The following is a 20173-nucleotide window of genomic DNA, read 5'->3' on the forward strand; positions in this document are numbered from 1 at the left end:
GTATTTACCTAGGAGGGTATATGGAATTTGAAATGTTAGATCAAGAAACAGCTGGCAAGACCATTATTAAAGTGGTTGGAGTCGGTGGCGCTGGTGGCAATGCTGTCCAGCACATGATCCGTCGCGGTGTTAACGGCGTAGAGTTCATTTGCATGAACACCGATGCTGGCGCTTTACAGCGTTCTGAGGCATCTGTGAATTTGCAACTGGGTTCTAGCGGATTAGGCGCTGGTGCCAAACCAGAAATCGGCGCAGCTTCTGCTGAAGAAGCACGTGCTCGCATTGCCGATACATTACAAGGCGCCCACATGGTGTTCATCACTGCTGGTATGGGTGGCGGCACAGGAACTGGAGCGGCCCCAATCGTGGCTCAAGTAGCTAAAGAAATGGGCATTTTGACGGTTGGTGTCATTAGTAAGCCCTTTGACTTTGAGGGTGTAAAGCGCTTGAAGGTTGCTGAAAATGGTGCAGCAGAGCTTGAGTCATATGTAGATTCATTGATTGTTGTGCTTAATGAAAAACTCTTTGAAGTGATGGGTGAAGATGCTGAGTTCGATAAGGCATTTGCTTGTGCCGATGATGTGTTACATAACGCAGTATCTGGCATTGCAGAAATCATCAATGTTCAGGGCTTGATCAACGTTGACTTTGAAGACGTTAAAACAGTAATGGGTGAGCAAGGTAAAGCCATGATGGGAACGGCAACTGTTTCTGGCATGGACCGTGCACGCTTAGCTGCTGAAGCTGCGGTGGCATCACCATTGCTTGAAGGTGTTGATCTGTCAGGTGCACGTGGCGTATTGGTAAACATTACAGCTAGCCGTTCATTGAAGTTATCTGAGACTCGCGAAGTCATGGCAGCGATTCGTGGTTATGCCGCTGATGATGCAACCGTAATCTTTGGTACCGTTTATGATGAAAGCCTAGGCGATGCCTTACGTGTAACTGTGGTTGCTACTGGTTTGAATAATCCTCAAGCACGTAAAAACAACCAACCTGAAGTGGTTTGGAGACAAGCTACTGGTACTCATGATGCAATGCCAACGATGGCAGACCTCAATAGCTTTGCTCCTGCTAGCGCATCAGCAGCAATGAGCAAGATCAGTGTGGATTCTGCTTTAAGTACTAGCGCAGGTTTGGCTCTCACTGGAACAGGTAGTGCTCCAGCAATGGCAACTCAATCGGCAAGTACTGGTGTTGACTATAGCCAATATGACTTGCCACGGGTTTTTCGTAGCTCTCGTGAGGCGACTCCTGCGCCTACATTAGGTGCGGATAGCTCTCCTCAGGCTAAATCTATGTTGGACAAAGGGGCTGATTACTATGAAATCCCAGCCTTTTTACGTAAACAAGCAGATTAATTAACTGCTTAATACAATAGGTAATTGCGAAATGCCAGCGCGGCGCCCCTCCGGACGACGAATCCCGCGCTTGCGTTGGCATGCTTACTAACAATTATTTATTGGAGATGTCATGATTGCTGTTGGACAAAAATTACCGAACGCTACTCTTTATGAATTTATGAATGAAGAGACCGAAGGCTGCTCCTTAGGGCCAAATGCTTTTGAAGTTGAAAAGCTAGTAGCTGGCAAAAAGATTGTGTTGTTTGCATTGCCTGGTGCATTTACACCAACTTGCTCTGCTAAGCACGTGCCCGGTTACGTTGAGCACTACGATGCGATTAAAGCTAAAGGCGTTGACGAGATTTGGTGTGTTTCTGTAAATGACCCATTTGTGATGGGCGCATGGGGACGCGATCAAAAGGTTGGCAAAAAGATTCGCATGTTGGGTGATGGCAGTGCTGAGTTCACCAAAAAGCTTGGTTTAGAGTTAGATCTAACTGCTCGTGGTTTTGGTGTTCGCTCAGATCGTTATGCCATGATTATTGAAGATGGTGTTGTAAAGTCTCTTGACCGCGAAGCTCCAGGTAAGTTTGAAGTGAGTGATGCCGCTTCCATCTTGAAAAAGCTGTAATTCAAAGTCTTATATAACAAATACCCCCTGAATTTAAATACCTAAACATGATGAAGCAGCGCACCATTGCCACTCCGGTTAAGACCGTGGGGATTGGCTTGCACTCTGGTCGCAAGGTGACGATTTCTATCAAGCCTGCGCCAGTAAATTCAGGGGTTCAGTTTGTCAGAGTGGATACACCCGAACAGTCGGTTGTTCCTGCAACCGCTTTAGCTGTATGTGACACAAGATTGGCCTCTGTTATTCAGAAGGATGGTGTGCGTGTTTCCACAGTGGAACATCTGCTTTCAGCCTGTGCTGGTCTTGGTCTTGATAATTTATTGATAGAGCTTGATGGTGAAGAAGTGCCCATCATGGATGGTAGCGCCGCTTCATTCTTATTCTTAATTGAATCTGCTGGCATTGCAGAGCAAGAGGCGCCACGTCAATTTGTAGTGATTAAAAAACCAGTAGAGGTTCGTGAGGGCGATAAGCTTGCGCGCTTAGAGCCATTCTTTGGGTTCAAGTTAGATTTCACGATTGACTTTAAACATCCGGCGGTAGATAAAACAGGCCAACGCTTTGTGGTCGATTTTGCAGAACAAGCCTATCGCAGTGAAATTGGTCGTGCACGTACTTTCGGATTTGCGCATGAAGTTGAAGCATTGCGTGAAATGGGATTGGCGCGTGGCGGCAGCTTAGATAACGCGATTGTTTTAGATGAGCACCGCATTTTAAATAACGAGGAACTTCGTTATGAGGATGAATTTGTGCGGCACAAAATTTTAGATGCGATTGGCGACCTGTATCTCATCGGACACCCTATTGTGGGAGCTTATGTTGCAGAGAAATCTGGGCACGCTCTCAATAACGCACTTTTGCGGAAGCTTTTGGAAGACCCTAGCTCTTATGAAATCAGCTCCTTTGCTGAAAATAAGGCTCCAGGCGCTTATTCCCAGGAAAGCCAGCCCCTCTTTTTCTAAGGGGCCCGAAGTAGTTTTCGTCTACTTTGGTTTATTTTTCAACAGCTTCTCGATGGAGGAGCGTAAACCAGAGTCAGGCCCTAACTTCTCTAATAGGGACTCCCAGGATTTTTTGGCAACCTCATTTAGCCCTTTTGGCTTTTCACGCTGATCTTGGCGAGGTTTAACTTCCCAAGCGGGTGGAGCGGGTTTTACTCGCACCTTTATTGCCTTGCAGGATAAGCCAGATTTACCTAACTCATTGATTAGACTAGGTAATATTTGCTGTAAGCGACTGGCGATGCTCGCACTGCTGACCAGTAAAAATAGCTCATCCTGTGAGCCAGAGCGCCAACCAGCTTCAATTTTTGGGCTCAGATGGTTTAAATCAAGCTTCGTTAGGGCTGAGTTAATAATTGTCTTGAGTTTGGCTAGATCTTCGGTTTTAGCCAAAATTCCCCCAAGACCATCGGATTCACGTAGGTAATCCATCCAGTCGTGAGCTGAGGGCTTGCGGGATGATTTGGGGCTAAAGTTCATAAAAAATGGGCTTGCGGGTGATAAACTCAAGGACTTAATTTTCTTCAATATCCCATGGTAATCGGTCTTCTTAAAACCCTGGTCGGCAGTCGTAACGACCGCCTCTTAAAACAGTATCGCAAAGTCGTTGCTAAGGTCGCCACTTTTGAGGCGAGCCTGCAATCTTTGAATGACTCTGCACTTGCTGCAAAAACTGCAGAATTCAAGTCACGCCTTGCCGCTGGAGAGTCCTTAGATGATATTGCTGCAGAAGCATTTGCGGTAGTTCGTGAGGCTAGTACACGCGTCATGAAGATGCGCCACTTTGATGCGCAGATTCTGGGTGGTCTAGCCTTGCATCAAGGCAAGATTGCCGAGATGGGTACAGGCGAAGGAAAAACCTTAACAGCCACTCTTCCGGTCTATTTGAATGCTTTAACTGGTAAAGGTGTTCATGTTGTTACGGTGAATGATTATTTAGCGCAGCGTGATGCTGAATGGATGTCTAAGTTGTATAACTTCTTGGGTATGAAGGTAGGTGTGAATCTATCTCAAATGGATCACACCACTAAGCAAGAAGCTTATGCCGCTGATATTACTTACGGCACCAATAATGAATTTGGCTTCGATTACTTACGCGACAACATGGTTCAGGATTTGGATCAGCGCGTTCAACGCGGTTTGGCTTATGCGATCGTTGACGAAGTCGACTCCATTCTGATTGATGAAGCTCGTACCCCATTAATCATTTCTGGTCAGGCTGAAGATCACACCGATCTTTATGTCAAGATTAATGCTCTGCCATCTCATTTAGAACGTCAAATTGGCGAAGAGAAGGCTGATGGCACAGGTGTCGAGAAACCAGGCGACTACTGGGTAGACGAGAAGTCTCAGCAGGTTTATTTGACCGAACAAGGTCATGACAAGGCTGAGTCTATATTGGTTCAATTGGGTGCGCTCAATGATGGTGACTCTCTCTATGCGCCACAAAATATTACTTTGATGCATCACGTGTACGCCGCTCTGCGCGCACACACCCTATATCACCGCGATCAACAATACGTTGTTCAGAATGGTGAAGTGATCATCGTGGATGAATTTACTGGCCGCTTAATGCAAGGTCGTCGTTGGTCTGATGGATTGCATCAAGCTGTAGAAGCTAAAGAAGGTGTACAGATTCAGAATGAGAATCAAACTTTAGCGACGATTACTTTCCAAAATTATTTCCGCATGTATGGCAAGTTAGCCGGTATGACTGGTACTGCCGATACTGAGGCGTATGAATTTAAAGAAATCTACAACTTGGAAACAGTTGTGATTCCGCCAAATCGTATTAGCCAAAGAAAAGATAAGCAAGATCAGATTTATAAGTCATCTCGCGAACGCTATGACGCGGTGATTAAAGATATCGAAGATTGTTATGAACGTGGCCAGCCAGTATTAGTGGGTACTACTTCGATTGAAAACTCTGAGTTGATTGCGAATCTATTAGATCAGCGCAAATTACCGCACCAAGTTTTAAATGCAAAACAGCATGCTCGCGAAGCAGAAATTATTGCTCAAGCTGGTCGCCCAAAAATGATCACGATTGCTACTAATATGGCAGGCCGTGGTACTGATATCGTGCTTGGCGGCAACGTCGGCAAGCAGTCCTCTTTGATTGAGGCTGACGGCGCACTAGCCGATCCTGATAAAGCAGCCAAAATTAAGCAGTTGCAGGACGAGTGGCAAAGCATTCATGACCAAGTACTCACTGCGGGTGGTTTACATATCATTGGCACCGAGCGACACGAGAGTCGTCGTATCGATAACCAGTTAAGAGGTCGTTCAGGCCGCCAGGGTGATCCTGGCTCTTCCCGCTTCTACCTTTCATTGGATGATCCGCTGCTACGTATCTTTGCAGGCGATCGTTTACGTTCAGTGATGGAGCGTCTCAAGATGCCTGATGGCGAGCCGATTGAAGCGGGTATGGTGACGCGCTCTATTGAGTCTGCTCAACGCAAGGTTGAGGGTCGCAACTTTGATATTCGTAAGCAATTGCTGGAATATGACAACGTTGCTAATGATCAGCGTAAAGAAACTTACCGCCTCAGAAATGAAGTGCTTGAGAGTGCTGATATTGGCGAGTTAATTGCTAATTTGCGCGAAGATGTTTTACGTTCCGTTTGCTCGGTTTATGTTCCTCTGGAGTCTATGGAAGAGCAGTGGGACCTAGTTGGGCTGGAAAACGTTTTAGCCAGTGAGTGGGGCCTCACAATTGACCTCAGAAATTGGGTTGAAGGTGCCGAGACTGTAGATGATGCAGAAATCGTTGACCGTGTATTGCAGTCCGCTAAAGAAGCTTACGATGTAAAGGTCGAACTCTCTGGGCGTGAATCTTTTGCAGGCTTTGAGCGCTCCGTTCTCTTGTATAGCTTGGATAGCCACTGGCGTGAGCACTTGGCTGCTTTGGATCATTTGCGGCAGGGCATTCATTTGCGCGGTTACGCGCAGAAAGATCCTAAGCAAGAGTACCGCCGTGAAGCATTTGAGCTGTATGGTGAATTGCTCAATGTCATCAAAAATGACGTTGTGAAAAACATCATGACGGTTCAGATTCGTAGTGCCAATGAATTAGATCAGGCATCCGAGTCGATGAATGACGATTTGGCTAAGCTTTCTGATGTCCAGTATCAGCATGCCGATCCCGAGAAAGAGGTTGCTGGATCAACGGGTGATCGTGGTGCCGCTATTGATATTCAGCCTGCACCTCTGCGCACAGGTCCAAAGGTGGGTCGCAATGATCCTTGTACGTGCGGTAGCGGTAAGAAGTACAAGAACTGCCACGGCGCCTTAGCTTAGATTTTTAATCTTCACACGACAGTGCTTCAATGGCTCAGATTTATCTGGGCCATTTTTCTTGGTGGAATCCCTAATAATTTAATACCCCTAGAGACCCTGAGATCTGTCATGATTTGTAAGTGCAAAAATGTTTGCTTCGTCTACAAAATCTCAAATTTAACTTAGGGGGCGTTATGGCCGTGTCTTTTACTCTCAATGGTAAAGCCGTTAATTTCGATGGGGATCCTGAAACACCGATTCTCTGGGTCTTACGAGACCATTTAGATGTCACGAGTCCAAAGTATGGCTGTGGCGCAGGACTTTGTGGTGCATGCACCGTGCATTTAGAGGGTGCTGCCATCCGTTCTTGCTCTACCCCTGTATCCGTTGCCGGTGGTAAGTCAGTTACCACTCTCGAGGGTTTAACGGCAAAAGTTGGGAAAGCACTTCAAGACGCTTGGATCGAGTTCGATGTGCCTCAGTGTGGATATTGTCAGACTGGGCAAATGATGTCTGCAGCCGATTTATTGGCAAAGAAAAAACAGCCTAGTAGTGATGATATTAAAAATGCCATGAGCGGAAATATTTGTCGCTGCGGTACCTATTCCCGTATCGAAAAAGCAGTCAAACGCGCTGCAGATAAATTGGCATAAAGGGCAATGATCACATGAAAAATCAATCTTTAAAAAGTAACAGCCGTCGGCAATTTATTCAGCAAAGCGCCGCTCTTGGCGGTGTCTTTGTTATCGGGATGCATCTGCCGCTGGCAAGTGAAGCTGCAGTAGGGGATACTGCAAAGCCTGCCTTAGCAAACGCTTGGGTACAAATTACTCCCAATAATCAAATTACCCTCATTTGTGCTCGCTCAGAGATGGGCCAAGACGTATACACCTCTTTGCCAGCTTTGCTAGCTGAGGAATTAAACTTACCTCTCTCAATGATTCAGGTGCAGATTGCCGGAGTTGCTCCTGTTTATATTAATGCGATGTTGGGTGGCCAAATTACTGGAGGCTCAACTTCAGTTCGTGAGGCCTTCGATAAATTAAGAACTGCTGGAGCTGCAACTCGTACAGTCTTAATTCAGGCCGCAGCCCAACGTTGGAACGTTTCTGCTGCCGACTGTAAAGCTATGAATGGCAAGGTAACCCATTCAGGTGGCAAGTCAGCTACCTATGGTGAATTGGCTGCAGATGCAGCTAAGCTACCCCTTCCAGAAAAACCAGCCCTAAAGTCGCCTGCGAATTTTATGGTGATTGGCAAAGAAACAATGCGTCGCTTGGATACGCCAAGTAAAGTTGCTGGTAAAGCAGTTTATGGAATTGACGTCAAGATTCCAGGTATGGCAATTGCATCCTTAGCGCAATGCCCTGTTATTGGAGGTACGCCTACATCCTTTGATGCTTCCGCTGCAATGAAGGTAACTGGAGTGATTAAAGTTGTCCAGATTTCGGATGGCGTTGCAGTATTGGCTAAAGATTTTTATACAGCGCGTAAGGGTAGGGATGCCCTGAAAATTACCTGGAATGAAGGCTCTAATGCGAACCTGAGCAATGCTGTTGTTCGTAAATCCTTAGAAGAAGGTTTATCTAAAAAAGGTGCTGTGATTAAAACAGTGGGTGATGCTAACGCTACCGTTGTAAATGGCAAGCCGTTGAGTGCCCAATACTTTTTGCCATACTTAGCCCACTCCACTATGGAGCCTGTGAACTGCTCTGCTGATGTATCTAATGGCAAGTGCAGAATTATTGGCCCAATTCAGTTTCAGCAAGGTGGGCAGGCGGTAGCTGCAGCTGCTGCTGGGGTTAAGCCAGAAGATGTCACGATTGAAACCACCTTCCTGGGTGGTGGGTTTGGCCGCAAGTTAGAGCTGGACTTTATTCGTCAAGCCGCTGAAATTTCTAAGGCGGCTGGCATGCCAGTCAAGATGCTCTGGACTAAGGAAGATGACATTACTCATGACTTCTATCGTCCTATGAGTGTTCATAAGGTGGATGGAATCTTGGGCGCCAATGGTCAGTTGGCTTCCTTGAAAGCCAAAATGGTTTCTCAGTCAGTGACAGCACGAGCCTTTCCTGGTTTTGTGAAAGATGGTTTTGATCCATTCATGGTGGAAGGCTCGAACAATATTACCTATGAGATTCCCAATCTAGAAATTACTAACGTGATTACGGATACCGGACTTCGAGTAGGTTATTGGCGCTCAGTCAGTAATGCTCTCAATGCATTTGCAATTGAGAGTTTTGTGGATGAAGCTGCTAAAGCTGCTGGTAAAGACCCTGTTGCATATCGCATGGCATCTTTAAGCAAACACCCACGAGCAAAAGCTGTTCTTGAATTGGCGGTGAAAAAGTCTGGATACGTTCCTGGCAGTAAGCGTTTTGGTGTTGCACAGATGGAGTGTTATGACACTTATTCTGCTTGCATACTTGAATTGGATCCTGCGGCTAAAGAGACCAAGGTTAAGAAAATTACGTTCGTTTCTGATTGCGGAATTACGGTACATCCTGATCAAGCAAGGGCGCAGCTCACTGGTGGCGTGATTTACGGCTTGAGTGCAGCCTTGAGCAATGAAATCACAATCGAGAATGGCAGGGTTCAGCAGAACAACTTCAATAATTACCCTAGCTTGCGACAAAATCAAGTGCCAGTAGTTGAGGTGCATTTGGTGCCAAGTCAGGAAAAGCCGGGTGGTTTGGGTGAGGTTGGAGTGCCTTTAGTGGCCCCAGCTCTAGTAAATGCAATCGCCGCAGCAACTGGCAAGCGGATTCGGGAGTTGCCAATCAAGGCGTAGTATCTGTAATGGGGTTTTAACCAAAATAAAGCGCGCCCAGAAGGTGCGCTTTATTTTTGAGCCTCATCTACAATTATCAGACTATGACTGTTAACTTACCCCTCCCCCAAAAAGCCGAATTAAAGCCTATTAAAGGTTTTGAGATGGGCATCGCCGAAGCTGGTATTAAGAAGGCAAATCGTAAAGATTTATTGGTGATGACTTTAGCTCCTGGTTCCCAGGTCGCTGGCGTTTTTACTCTAAATCGCTTTTGCGCTGCTCCAGTGCAAGTTTGTCGCGAGCATTTGGCGCAAGAGGGTCGTAATGGTGAAATCCGAGCCCTCGTGGTGAATACCGGCAATGCTAATGCTGGGACTGGTGAATCTGGTATGAAGCACGCCTTAGAAACCTGCGCAGCTTTGGCTAAGGATCTGAAGATTCATCCAGGGCAGATTCTGCCATTCTCAACTGGGGTCATTCTTGAGCCGCTCCCGATTGAGAAAATTATTAGCGCTTTGCCAAAGGCAGTGGCAAACCTTAGCGAGGACAATTGGTTTGATGCGGCTGAAGCCATCATGACTACGGATACTCAGCCTAAAGCTACTTCAGCAACTGTGCAAACACCTGCAGGATTGGTGACCATTACCGGTATCTGTAAGGGCGCTGGCATGATTCATCCCAATATGGCAACCATGTTGGGATTTATTGCTACTGATGCTGGATTTGCGTCTGGCCTCTTGAGTGGTCTTACTCGTGAGATAGCGGACCTTTCATTTAATGCGATCACCATTGATGGTGATACATCCACTAATGATTCTTTCATCATTATGGCGACGGGTCAGTCGTCAGTGCAAATTCAATCAGCGAACGAACCTAGTTATGCGATCTTGCGAGATGCATTAATTGCATTAGCTAGAAAGCTAGCGCAAATGATTGTGCGCGATGGCGAAGGGGCAACTAAATTTATGACGATCGAAGTGCTTGGTGGCAAGACTTCTGAGGAGTGCCGCTTGGTTGCTAAGGCAGTTGCCCATTCCCCATTAGTAAAAACCGCTTTCTTCGCAAGCGACCCTAATTTAGGTCGCATCCTGGCAGCGATTGGCTACGCAGGCGTCACCGATTTAGATGTGGGTCGCGTACAAATGTGGCTGGGCGATGTTTGGGTTGCTAAAAATGGTGGGCGCAATCCTGATTATCTGGAAGCTGATGGTCAGAGGGTCATGCAGGCCCCAGAGATCACCGTCAAGATTGACTTGGGTCGCGGCAGCGCTACACAAACCATATGGACTTGTGACTTATCGCATGACTATGTATCCATTAATGCAGATTACCGCTCATAAAAGACCATCCGCAATATGAATGAAAAATTAGACCGTCTTTTAGACCATCTTGATACTTTTTTACCGAAGCCCCTGACTGAGGAACAGTGGAAATCTTCTACTGCATATAGATGGCGTCGACGTGATAGTATTTTTGGCAGCATTGGGTTTTTGCAGCCCGTCAAGTACGTTGCAGATATTACTTTTGAGGATTTACAAAATATCGATCGTCAGCGTGATGCCATCCGCGATAACACCAAAAACTTTATTCAGAAAAAGCCAGCTAATAATATTTTGTTGACTGGTGCCAGGGGAACAGGAAAGTCCTCGCTGATCAAAGCGAGCTTGCATGAGTTTGCGAGCCAAGGCTTGCGCCTGGTTGAGGTTGAGAAGGAGCATTTGGCCGATTTAGCTGACATTACTGAGCTTTTGGCTGAGCGTCCAGAGCGCTTTATTATTTTTTGCGATGACCTCTCGTTTGAGGATGGTGAATCTGGCTATAAGGCTATGAAATCAGCTTTAGACGGCTCTGTCTCCGCGCAAGTCGACAATATTTTGATTTATGCCACCTCTAATCGTCGCCATTTATTACCTGAGTATATGAAGGATAACGAGACCTACGTTCATAACGATGATGGTGAAATTCATCCTGGTGAAGTGGTTGAAGAAAAGATTTCTTTATCAGAGCGCTTTGGTCTTTGGTTGTCTTTTTACCCGCCAAAACAAGATGAGTATTTGGCGATCGTGGCGCATTGGTTGCAGCATTTTGGTTTAAGTGCTGCGCAAATTGAAGCGGCGCGTTCAGAAGCTTTGGTCTGGGCATTGGAGCGTGGCTCACGCTCTGGTCGTGTTGCTTGGCAATTTGCTAAGCATTGGGCAGGTTCAAAATCTTAAGATTTTTTGATGAGTGAAATCAATCGCCCAGTTACTGAAGTGGCAGCTGGAATCTTGCTGGATTCTGAAGGACGCTATCTTTTAGGGCAGAGACCTGAAGGCAAACCCTACGCTGGTTACTGGGAAGTTCCAGGTGGAAAAATCGAAAAAGGGGAAACTGTTTTCGAGGCGCTGAAGCGTGAACTTCAAGAAGAGCTCGGCATTGATATTCAATCTAGTGAAGAGCTTACCGTTCTAGAGCATGATTACCCCCATGCCTATGTTCGCCTGCATGTGAGCATTATTCGCGATTGGAGAGGAGTTCCCAAAGGTTGTGAGAATCAAGCCTTATCGTGGGAGTTACTTGCTGCCGAAAAGCCTAGCGTTGAACCTTTATTGCCGGCCGCCTGGCCCATGCTGGAAAGGCTAAGAGCTCTTTTGACTTAAAACTGGCAGAGGGTGAGTTTGAATGGCACGTCAGCATTTACCAGCTGTGCTTTTTTATCGCGTTCGGACTTTAAGAAGCGAACTGAGAGTAAATATTTATTTGCGCTAATTTCAGAAAACAAAGCATCGTCTTCTACGGCAATGCGCATTAACTGATACACCTTGCCCGATGGAGCTTGCTGAAAAGATCCATTGTGTGCGACCACATCTTTAGCCTCACCTGATTGACGTAACAGTCGTAAAAATAATTGGCATGCCTCATGCCATGGCAAGAGTGGTCCAACATATTTTTCAAGCAATTCACGCCGCTCAGATGATGGACTATTTTTCCAGGCATGATAACTAGGCAAATCAATTGGACTGGTGCCACCTGGAATATTTAATCTGGTGCGAATCGCATTTAACCATTCACTTTCTGTAATCACAGAGTTGGGTCTGCCTGTTGATTGATTAATACTGCTAGCAACGGAATCAATTTCTGAGAGAGTTTGTGTCAGCGCCTCTTGATCAACCTTTTGTGACGACTTCAATCCATTAAGTGCATATTTTTGACGCTCAAATTCTTTGAGTAGTAAAGACTTGATGTCACCGCGTGCACCGATGTCACCAAGATCAAACAAAACAGAGATGGCATTGTGGTGCAACTCTGGGTCATCAGAGCGGACAAAGTGGTTAAAGCGGGCGAACAAATACTCCAGTCGAAGCATGCTTCGAACTAATTCGTTAAAGGGGTATTCGTAAACAATCACAAGCCCATATTCTATGACGAACTGGTGCGATCTTTCTGAATCTGTAAGATTTTTTCGTTCAACTTTAAAACTTCAGTTTTTAAGTTCTCAAGAGAGCCCTGATTCTCAATGACCATATCCGCCCTGGCAATACGCTCTTCTCTGCTGGCTTGAGCCTTCAGAATTCTCTCTACCTCGTTTTTGGGTAATTTGCTGCGCTGCATCACTCGTTCAATTTGAGTTTCCTCTGGGCAGTCCACGACTACGAGGTAATCCAGAAGGGGTGCCCAATTACCTGATTCAATCAACAGGGGCACTACAAAAACAAGGTAAGGAACCTTTTTTTCTATCAGCCGTTTGGTTTGCCGAATGGATTCTTCCCTTATGAGGGGGTGGGTGATTGCTTCTAAAGATTGCCTAGCTACCGGCTCGGAAAATACTAGACTACGCATCTTGACTCTATCTAAAGCCCCGCTTGAGTCAATAAACTCAGAGCCAAACTGCTTTTGAATGAAGGGGATAGCCACTCCATTTGGGGCGGTGATCTGATGGGCGATGAGATCAGTGTCGACAATGCCCGCACCCAGTTGAGCGAGCTGATCGCTCACGGCAGTTTTTCCTGAGCCAATACCTCCAGTAAGACCTACAAAGGGTACATGCCCTTTTAGGATGTCTAGACCGGCTTGCTCAGAAGAAGGGTTTGTAGGGTTTGTGGCCATAACAACTCAATGATGCCAGCAATAGCCAGGAAAGGGCCAAACGGAAAAGCTGAGCGATGATTTTGTTTATTCCATTGCAGCCAAATAATGCCGCCAATCAGTCCGGTCAGGGATGCCATTAGCAAAATACTGGGTAATGCAAACCAGCCAAGCCAAGCGCCCAAGGCTGCCAATAGTTTGGCATCTCCCATTCCAATCCCATCTTGCTTTTTGACTATCCGATAAAGAAGATTGAGGAGCCAAAGACTGGTGTAGCCTAGGACCGCTCCAATGATTGCGTTTTGAAAAGAAATGAAGCTTTGATTTGAAAGGCCATTAAACAAGAGACCCAGCAAGATGAGTGGTAAGGTGATGACATCAGGCAAGCGAAAGGTGCGCAAATCGAAATAAGCTAAGTACACCAAGATCGCTATCAGGCATATTCGGATCCAGTCGAGCAAGACAAAATTACCCATTAAACAATCTGTCCTAGGTTAAAGATGGGGAGATATAAGATTATGACCAGACTTCCAATAATGAGTCCAACGATAATGATTAACAAGGGCTCCAAGCTTTGGCTTAGGGTATTTAAGCGATTGCTTAATTGAGAGCCCAATATCGATGCGCGCTTTTGTAGCATTTCAGCGAGCGCACCACTTTCAGATCCTATTCGTAAGAGCTGCAATGTTTCCTGATCAAATAGCAGGCGTTTGGGATCTGCTTTTGATATGGCATCTCCGAGTGACCAGCCACGGGTAAGGTGTTTGAATATATCTGCGCTGAAATCATGGCTAAGCCAGTGGTTAGATGATTGTGCGGTAACCCTCAATGCATCTGGAAGGGGTAATCCAGACTTCAGGAGGTGACCTAATGTCCGGCACCAGTAGGTCAGAGTGGCCAATCTTAGGAGCTGGCCAATGATGGGTATAGAGAAGCTCAGTCTATCGCAGTGCTTTTGTATTTTGGGGATCCTAGACCATGCAAGACTAAAAAGCATGGCAAAGCCAATGAAGGCTATCGCGATTTCGAGGTAAAACGCTTCAAACCATGACGATGCCTGAATTAACACTTTAGTCGGAGCTGGCAACTCCGCTTGAAAATGAGCAAAAACATCCTTAAAGACGGGCACAACCCAAATCATCATCACTATCACTAGAAGGCAAGAGCTAGTAAGGGTGATGGCGGGATAACTCATTGCCTGTTGAATTTTTCGACGTAATTCAATTTGGGCCTCAAGTTGCTGGCAGATGGTTTTTAGCGCCAGATGAAAGTCACCAGTACGCTCACTAACCCGAATGAGATTAATAAATTCCATAGAGAATAGATTTTCTTGGGCGCGCAAGCATTGAGAAAAACTTTCACCCTTTTTGAGCTGGGTGTGAATGCTAGTCACCCAAGGAATCCAGGTCTTTGGGGCGGTTGAATAAACAAGTTCAATCGCATTGAGGATTGGTAGGCCTGCCTCTAGCAATGTTACAAGCTGCTCAGCAAAATGAAGTTGATTCTGCTTGCTTAGTGCCATGTGCCCACTTCTGCATTTAGGGCTGCTTGATTAATAAGGCCCGCTTGCATATGCATTAATCCGGCATCTCGCATGTTGAGGTATGAAGTAGACGAGTTAAACAAATGGGTTTTGCTTAGTACTTCATGAACCCCAATGCGCCCAAGGTAGCCATTGCCTTTGCAGAATGAACATGGCACGTTATTTTTGATCTTAAATCCAAGACATTGAGCGCAAGTTTTTCGCACGAGGCGCTGTGAGCTGACGCTTAAGAGACAGGACTCTAAAGATTGTTGATCTACTCCTAGATGGCCAAGTCTAGGAACTACCCCACAAGCATTTCGGGTATGTAAGGTGCTGAGAACGAGATGCCCAGTTTGTGCCGCCTGAATAGCAAGTTGGGCTGTAGCGGTATCTCGAATCTCCCCGATCATGATGACATCCGGGTCTTGCCGAAGAAGGGCGCGAATGATTGTTGGAAAATCCAAGCCTGCCCGGGGGTGATAGGCTACTTGGTTGACTCCAGCAAGACGAATTTCAATGGGGTCTTCTATCGAGCAAAGATTGCGATGATTTTGATTGAGCTGACGCAGGCAGCTATAGAGCGTTCGAGTCTTGCCGCTCCCAGTTGGCCCGGTCACTAGGATCAGCCCGCTGGATTGAGCAAGGGCTTGCTGAAATATCTCGAGTTGTTCCGAGAGGAGGCCAATGTCTTGAAGATCAAGCTCCTCTACGCAGCTGGGTAGTATGCGAACAACCGCCTTTTCTCCATGAAGGGTTGGCAAGATTGAGACCCGGCAATCAATATTGGGTTTGGAAAAGTTATGGCCAATGCAAAGGCGTCCATCTTGCGGCAGGCGTTTTTCTGCAATATCTAAGCGCGCCAGCACTTTGATACGTGTGATGAGGCGGTCATGAAATTCAATCGGGTAATGCGACTGTACTTGTAGCAGGCCATCGACCCGAATACGAATGAGTGTGGCTTGGACTCCAGCCTCTATATGAATATCACTCGCTCGAGCATCTAGGGCATATGTAGCGATTTCATACCAAGTGCGAATGATCAGTGAGTCATCAGCGGTAACGCTCAATCTTGTTCTGGAGTCCGAATGGCGGGACGATAAAGCTTCACTGTTTTAACACTATGCTCGTCAAATTGAACAATTTCCATGACGATGCCAGCAATGCGAATGCTGACATCATGATCGGGGATGGCCTCGAGTTTTTCGAGAATGAGTCCATTTAAGGTGCGCGGACCATTTAAAGGGAGGCTAAGGTTGAGTAAGCGATTCAGATCTCGTAGTGAGGCACCACCTGTTGCTAGATAGGTTCCATTGGGGAGCCAATGAGGATCAGTTGAGAGGTTGGAGAAAGAGGTCGTGAATTCCCCAATAAGTTCTTCGACGATATCTTCAAAAGTGACTAGTCCCAGAACTTCGCCATATTCATTTACAACCAAACTTAAGCGTTGTTGGTTATCTTGGAAAAATTGCATTTGCTGCAATACGGGGGTGCTACTCGGGATGAAGTAAGGCTCATTTAATAACACCTTAAAGTCTTCATGCTCAAGGTCGGTGTCACCTAGCAGAGTCAAAGCCTTTTTGACAGAAAGGATTCCGACAATACGTTCAGAGTCACCATCACAAACGGGTAATTTATTGTGATAGCAAGTCTCCAATTGTTGGACTACTTCATTAATAGGTCTTGAGAGATCCAAAACTTCAATCTTGGACCTGGGTGTCATCACATCATCAACAGTAATGTTTTCTAAATTGAATAAGTTGAGCAGGATGTTGCGATGATGATTGGAGACAAAACGATTTGACTCCAAAACGAGGCTGCGTAACTCTTCTTTACTCATAGCCCTGCTATCAGAAGAGGATTGCAGGCCAGATACTTTCATAAGACCAGAAACAAAGTTATTGATAAACCAAAGCAGCGGTTTCAATACAAAAGTCAGGGGCAAAATAAACCAGCCAACATTGGAGGCAATCTTTTCTGGAAAAGCGGCACCAATGACCTTCGGGGTAATCTCGCTAAAAATAATGATGAGTAGGGCAACAACTAAAGTAGCAATTGAGAGTACGAGACCACTATCACCAAAAATATGCAGAGCAATCCCCGTAACCAGAATAGGAAGAACGGTATTGATCAGGTTGTTCGAAATCAGCAGCACCGACAACAAGGAGTCAATACGCTTTAGGAGTCTGTCAGCTAGCGCTGCACCTGCATTGCCACCATTGGCCATTGCACGTAGACGGTGACGATTGGAGGACAGCATGCTGGTTTCTGCCATCGAGAAAAAGCCAGAGAGTGCAAGTAAAAATAGGACTAGAGCAACTTGGACATAAAGCGGCCAATCGTCAAAAAAGGTGTCCATGAGGTCTGCCTGAAAAAAGTAAGGATGAGTCAATATAGCAAAGTGGCATTTCTCAAGCTATAGCCATGGAATAAATATCTGTCATCCCTCTTGTTTATTTATGTGAGAATCACTTGATATGGCCTCCATACCAACCCCTTTGAGCTCAAATGGCGCTAACTACTGTGTTATTGCGGCGCCTTTTGGGTGTCTGGGCATTTCGACGGAAATGGTGGAGGGTAGCCTAATGCTTTCTAGAATGGATTATTTGCCAGCCAACACGGTTTTAATCGCTCCACAGAATCAGCTGGCTAAAGAGGTTGCGCGGCAGTGCATGGCTTACTTTCAGGATCCTCATTGGCAATTTGACTTACCCACAAAACCCGCGGGTACTGAGCACCAAAGAAAAGTGTGGACTAGTATCCAAGACATACCTGCTGGAAAAACAAGAACCTATGGTGATGTAGCTAAAAAGATCAAGAGTGGGGCGCGTGCATTAGGCACAGCGTGCGGTGCCAATCCCTACCCCTTAATTGCACCATGCCATCGAGTCGTGTCAGCCCAAGGTATTGGTGGCTTTATGAAAGAAAACTCCCCAGGTCTGTATCGCCAAATTAAGCTCTGGCTTTTAAGGCATGAAGGCGCTTTGTAGGTTTGCTTATTTAGCGAGTGATCTGCTACTAAGGTTGAAAAAAATCTTCATCACCATATCGCTTTTAACGGCCCACTTTGTAAAGCCGTAGAAACTCATGACAGTGTTTCTAGAAAGTTTTACTTCATCTTTACTGTCGAATTCTTTACGATCTGCAACCTTTGACAGAGTCATTACCGCCAAACCAAAAGCCAAAAAGCAGAAACGTCTCATACCCTGTTCCTGTTTAGGAATCAACAGAATGTAATGCAGAGATTCCCGGAGCTTTTCATAGGCAAGCCTGAGAAGTGCTTCATGACTAACATTGATTGGCTTCCAGGAGACCCCGCGGGCCTTATCCTCTGGTGAGTCTTTAAGAATATTGGTCATTTGTAGTGCTTGACCAAATGCAATTGCCAAATTTTCATGCCCCGCCATTTTTTCTTTGAAGGCCTGGGAATGGTTGCTAAAGATGGTTGTTAGCAGTTCGCCAACTACCCCTGCCACGACATAGCAATATTGTTCAAACTCAGCAAGATCTTGAAGGCCGGCTTGGTTTTGTCTTCCATGGAAGCACGACATTCCTTCAGACATGATGGAAACGCAACGACTGACTGCTGCTTGATCCTGGGTAGAGCAGGTATGCAAAATTCGCAGAACAGTGGGTGTATGAGAAATTAAATCCAACTCATCTTGATTGGTGTAATTTTTTAATGCGTTGAGGCAGGGTGCAACAAATGCCTCAACTGGAGCCCTCTCAAGCACTGCATCCAAAAACAGCGCCGAAAGAGCTTGCTTGCTCTGTGGGCTTAAATCTGCGGCATCCTCAATAGTGTCAACAATGCGGCATAGCAAATAGGTGTTGCCGACTACCTTTTCGATGCTTGGTGGTAGAAGTGGGATGGTAAGGGCAAAAGTACGCGAGACAGATCCCAAAATAGCCTTTTGGTAGGCCAGATCGGCTGATGGACTCAATGTCGGGGATTGTTCGGGTGTTCTCACTCTTGAATTATGTCAGACCAATGCTCAACGTGGAGTGATCCAAATGGGTACTTTTTGCTAACTACCAAAAGTGACATAGCCATATAATTTCATCAAATTTCACAAGGAGTATTTGGGCGTGCTAATTTGGTTTGTCATTATTTACTGGGTTATCTCGGTCGGCATTGGCTTATGGGCAGCCCTAAGAGTCAAAAATACTGCTGACTTTGCTGCGGCTGGCCATAGCCTACCTTTGCCCATTGTTACCGCCACTGTATTTGCAACCTGGTTTGGCTCTGAAACCGTTTTAGGAATTCCGGCCACTTTTTTAAAAGAAGGATTGGGGGGAGTGGTTGCAGATCCCTTTGGTTCCTCTCTTTGTTTAATTTTGGTGGGACTGTTTTTTGCTCGCCATCTTTATAACCGTCGCATGCTCACTATCGGTGATTTTTTTCGCGAGAAGTATGGCCGCACAGTTGAGGTTTTAGTCACTCTTTGTATTGTTGTTTCTTACTTGGGTTGGGTTGCTGCACAAATTAAAGCTCTAGGATTGGTATTTAATGTTGTCTCTGAAGGAAGCATTTCTCAGACGGGCGGCATGATGATTGGTGCTGCTAGTGTATTGATGTACACCTTATTTGGCGGGATGTGGTCGGTTGCTATTACGGACTTCATTCAGATGATCATTATTGTGGTCGGCATGCTCTATATCGGTGGTGAGATGACCTCGCAGACTGGCGGTATTGGTGTGGTGATTGAGCATGCAGCCGCCGGTGGCCAATTTAGTAACTTCTGGCCAGATATGAATTTAGCTTCGATCTTGGGCTTCGTTGCTGCCTTATGCACCATGATGTTGGGATCTATTCCGCAGCAAGATGTCTTTCAGCGAATTACCTCATCTAAGAATGTGAACATTGCTGTCCAAGCAGCTTTGCTAGGCGGAGTGCTCTATTTTATTTTTGCATTTGTACCCATGTATTTGGCTTACTCGGCAACCTTGATTAGTCCGGATTTGGTCAAGGAATACCTCACCACTGATCCACAGATGATCTTGCCTAAGTTGATTCTGAACCACGCACCTCTTATTGCCCAGGTGATGTTCTTTGGTGCACTCCTCTCAGCCATTAAGAGTTGTGCCAGCGCTACCTTATTAGCGCCATCGGTAACGTTTGCTGAAAATATTGTGCGAGGTTTTTTCAAACATTTATCTGATCATGATTTGTTAAAGGTCATGCGGATTACGGTTTTATGTTTTGCTGTAGTGGTCACTTTCTTTGCGGTGAACTCGGAGCTGTCTATTTTTAAGATGGTGGAGAGTGCCTATAAAGTGACTCTAGTTGCCGCATTTGTGCCATTAGCGTTTGGGGTTTATTGGCCTAGAGCGAACTCCTTGGGCGGATTATTGGCCGTCGTTGGAGGCTTAACGATTTGGATCAGTTGTGAGACTTTGGCTCCGAATGCCATATTGCCGCCCCAATTAGCTGGTCTATTTGCTAGCATCGCAGGCATGATTTTAGGTAGCCTCGTACCGAAAGACTCATTAAAGGCTGTTTAGAGCATGATCTGCTTAAAAATGATGCAACTAAGAATATATTGCACCGCAAAATGATCT

19 protein-coding genes are annotated in these 20173 nt (G+C 45.9%); 11 read left to right on the top strand and 8 right to left on the bottom strand.

From position 1 onward, the window contains the following. Positions 1-20 precede the first annotated feature (20 nt). The 3 genes from ftsZ (at position 21) to lpxC (ending at position 2936) form a co-directional block, all read left to right on the top strand. A complete protein-coding gene (gene ftsZ, locus VC188_RS02305; protein ID WP_216154365.1) occupies positions 21-1361 on the top strand; it encodes a cell division protein FtsZ in 1341 nt (446 codons plus the stop codon). A gap of 112 nt (positions 1362-1473) precedes the next feature. Beyond that, the gene (locus tag VC188_RS02310; protein ID WP_215321366.1) at positions 1474-1974 is read left to right on the top strand and encodes a peroxiredoxin; all 501 of its coding nucleotides are present in this window, start codon (positions 1474-1476) and stop codon (positions 1972-1974) included. A gap of 47 nt (positions 1975-2021) precedes the next feature. After that, a complete protein-coding gene (lpxC, locus tag VC188_RS02315; RefSeq protein WP_323482886.1) occupies positions 2022-2936 on the top strand; it encodes a UDP-3-O-acyl-N-acetylglucosamine deacetylase in 915 nt (304 codons plus the stop codon). A 21-nt stretch (positions 2937-2957) separates the two neighbouring features. Here the strand turns inward: lpxC and VC188_RS02320 are convergent, their stop codons facing one another. Further along, positions 2958-3455: a hypothetical protein gene (locus VC188_RS02320; RefSeq protein ID WP_216154367.1), complete on the bottom strand. Its 498-nt coding sequence runs from the start codon at positions 3453-3455 to the stop codon at positions 2958-2960. Positions 3456-3509: 54 nt separating this feature from the next. Here VC188_RS02320 and secA point away from each other — a divergent pair, with 54 nt between their 5' ends. From secA to VC188_RS02350, 6 genes are all read left to right on the top strand, one after another. After that, entirely contained in the window at positions 3510-6275 is a 2766-nt protein-coding gene (secA, locus tag VC188_RS02325; protein WP_323482887.1) for a preprotein translocase subunit SecA, read from the top strand. A 173-nt stretch (positions 6276-6448) separates the two neighbouring features. Next, positions 6449-6907 (top strand): (2Fe-2S)-binding protein, encoded by a 459-nt coding sequence (locus tag VC188_RS02330; protein ID WP_323482888.1) that lies wholly within the window; start codon positions 6449-6451, stop codon positions 6905-6907. Positions 6908-6921: 14 nt separating this feature from the next. Continuing rightward, positions 6922-9045: a xanthine dehydrogenase family protein molybdopterin-binding subunit gene (locus tag VC188_RS02335; protein WP_323482889.1), complete on the top strand. Its 2124-nt coding sequence runs from the start codon at positions 6922-6924 to the stop codon at positions 9043-9045. An 83-nt stretch (positions 9046-9128) separates the two neighbouring features. Then, the gene (gene argJ, locus VC188_RS02340) at positions 9129-10364 is read left to right on the top strand and encodes a bifunctional glutamate N-acetyltransferase/amino-acid acetyltransferase ArgJ (protein WP_215321371.1); all 1236 of its coding nucleotides are present in this window, start codon (positions 9129-9131) and stop codon (positions 10362-10364) included. A gap of 15 nt (positions 10365-10379) precedes the next feature. Further along, positions 10380-11237 carry an ATP-binding protein gene (locus VC188_RS02345; protein ID WP_323482890.1) on the top strand — a complete coding sequence of 286 codons (858 nt, stop codon included), beginning with the start codon at positions 10380-10382 and terminating at the stop codon, positions 11235-11237. Positions 11238-11246: 9 nt separating this feature from the next. After that, positions 11247-11663 (top strand): NUDIX domain-containing protein, encoded by a 417-nt coding sequence (locus VC188_RS02350; RefSeq protein WP_215321373.1) that lies wholly within the window; start codon positions 11247-11249, stop codon positions 11661-11663. Here VC188_RS02350 and zapD read toward each other — a convergent pair. The 6 genes from zapD to VC188_RS02380 are packed head-to-tail and all read right to left on the bottom strand — an operon-like array spanning position 11660 to position 16970. After that, positions 11660-12412 carry a cell division protein ZapD gene (zapD, locus tag VC188_RS02355; RefSeq protein WP_215321374.1) on the bottom strand — a complete coding sequence of 251 codons (753 nt, stop codon included), beginning with the start codon at positions 12410-12412 and terminating at the stop codon, positions 11660-11662. The two genes, VC188_RS02350 and zapD, sit on opposite strands and share 4 nt — an antisense overlap. A gap of 11 nt (positions 12413-12423) precedes the next feature. After that, complete coding sequence (gene coaE, locus VC188_RS02360; RefSeq protein WP_215321375.1) at positions 12424-13110, bottom strand: dephospho-CoA kinase; 687 nt, start codon at positions 13108-13110, stop codon at positions 12424-12426. Beyond that, positions 13065-13565, bottom strand: coding sequence for an A24 family peptidase (locus tag VC188_RS02365; protein ID WP_323482891.1), 501 nt, complete (start codon positions 13563-13565; stop codon positions 13065-13067). The genes coaE and VC188_RS02365 overlap by 46 nt, the downstream gene beginning before the upstream one ends. After that, complete coding sequence (locus VC188_RS02370; RefSeq protein ID WP_323482892.1) at positions 13565-14611, bottom strand: type II secretion system F family protein; 1047 nt, start codon at positions 14609-14611, stop codon at positions 13565-13567. The genes VC188_RS02365 and VC188_RS02370 overlap by 1 nt, the downstream gene beginning before the upstream one ends. Beyond that, positions 14602-15681 (bottom strand): GspE/PulE family protein, encoded by a 1080-nt coding sequence (locus VC188_RS02375; protein ID WP_323482893.1) that lies wholly within the window; start codon positions 15679-15681, stop codon positions 14602-14604. The genes VC188_RS02370 and VC188_RS02375 overlap by 10 nt, the downstream gene beginning before the upstream one ends. After that, positions 15678-16970 carry an HlyC/CorC family transporter gene (locus tag VC188_RS02380; RefSeq protein WP_323482894.1) on the bottom strand — a complete coding sequence of 431 codons (1293 nt, stop codon included), beginning with the start codon at positions 16968-16970 and terminating at the stop codon, positions 15678-15680. Before VC188_RS02380 ends, VC188_RS02375 begins: the two co-directional genes overlap by 4 nt. 226 nt (positions 16971-17196) lie before the next feature. Between VC188_RS02380 and VC188_RS02385 the strand changes: the two genes are divergently transcribed. Then, positions 17197-17601 (top strand): methylated-DNA--[protein]-cysteine S-methyltransferase, encoded by a 405-nt coding sequence (locus tag VC188_RS02385; RefSeq protein ID WP_323482895.1) that lies wholly within the window; start codon positions 17197-17199, stop codon positions 17599-17601. A gap of 6 nt (positions 17602-17607) precedes the next feature. On the opposite strand, the gene VC188_RS02390 is transcribed toward VC188_RS02385, so the two are convergent. After that, positions 17608-18582, bottom strand: coding sequence for a squalene/phytoene synthase family protein (locus tag VC188_RS02390; RefSeq protein ID WP_323482896.1), 975 nt, complete (start codon positions 18580-18582; stop codon positions 17608-17610). A gap of 118 nt (positions 18583-18700) precedes the next feature. Here VC188_RS02390 and VC188_RS02395 point away from each other — a divergent pair, with 118 nt between their 5' ends. After that, positions 18701-20116 carry a sodium:solute symporter family protein gene (locus VC188_RS02395; RefSeq protein ID WP_323482897.1) on the top strand — a complete coding sequence of 472 codons (1416 nt, stop codon included), beginning with the start codon at positions 18701-18703 and terminating at the stop codon, positions 20114-20116. The last annotated feature ends 57 nt before the right edge of the window (positions 20117-20173 follow it).

The sequence above is a fragment of the Polynucleobacter sp. MG-28-Ekke-A2 genome (assembly GCF_035012985.1).
Taxonomy (GTDB): Bacteria; Pseudomonadota; Gammaproteobacteria; order Burkholderiales; family Burkholderiaceae; genus Polynucleobacter.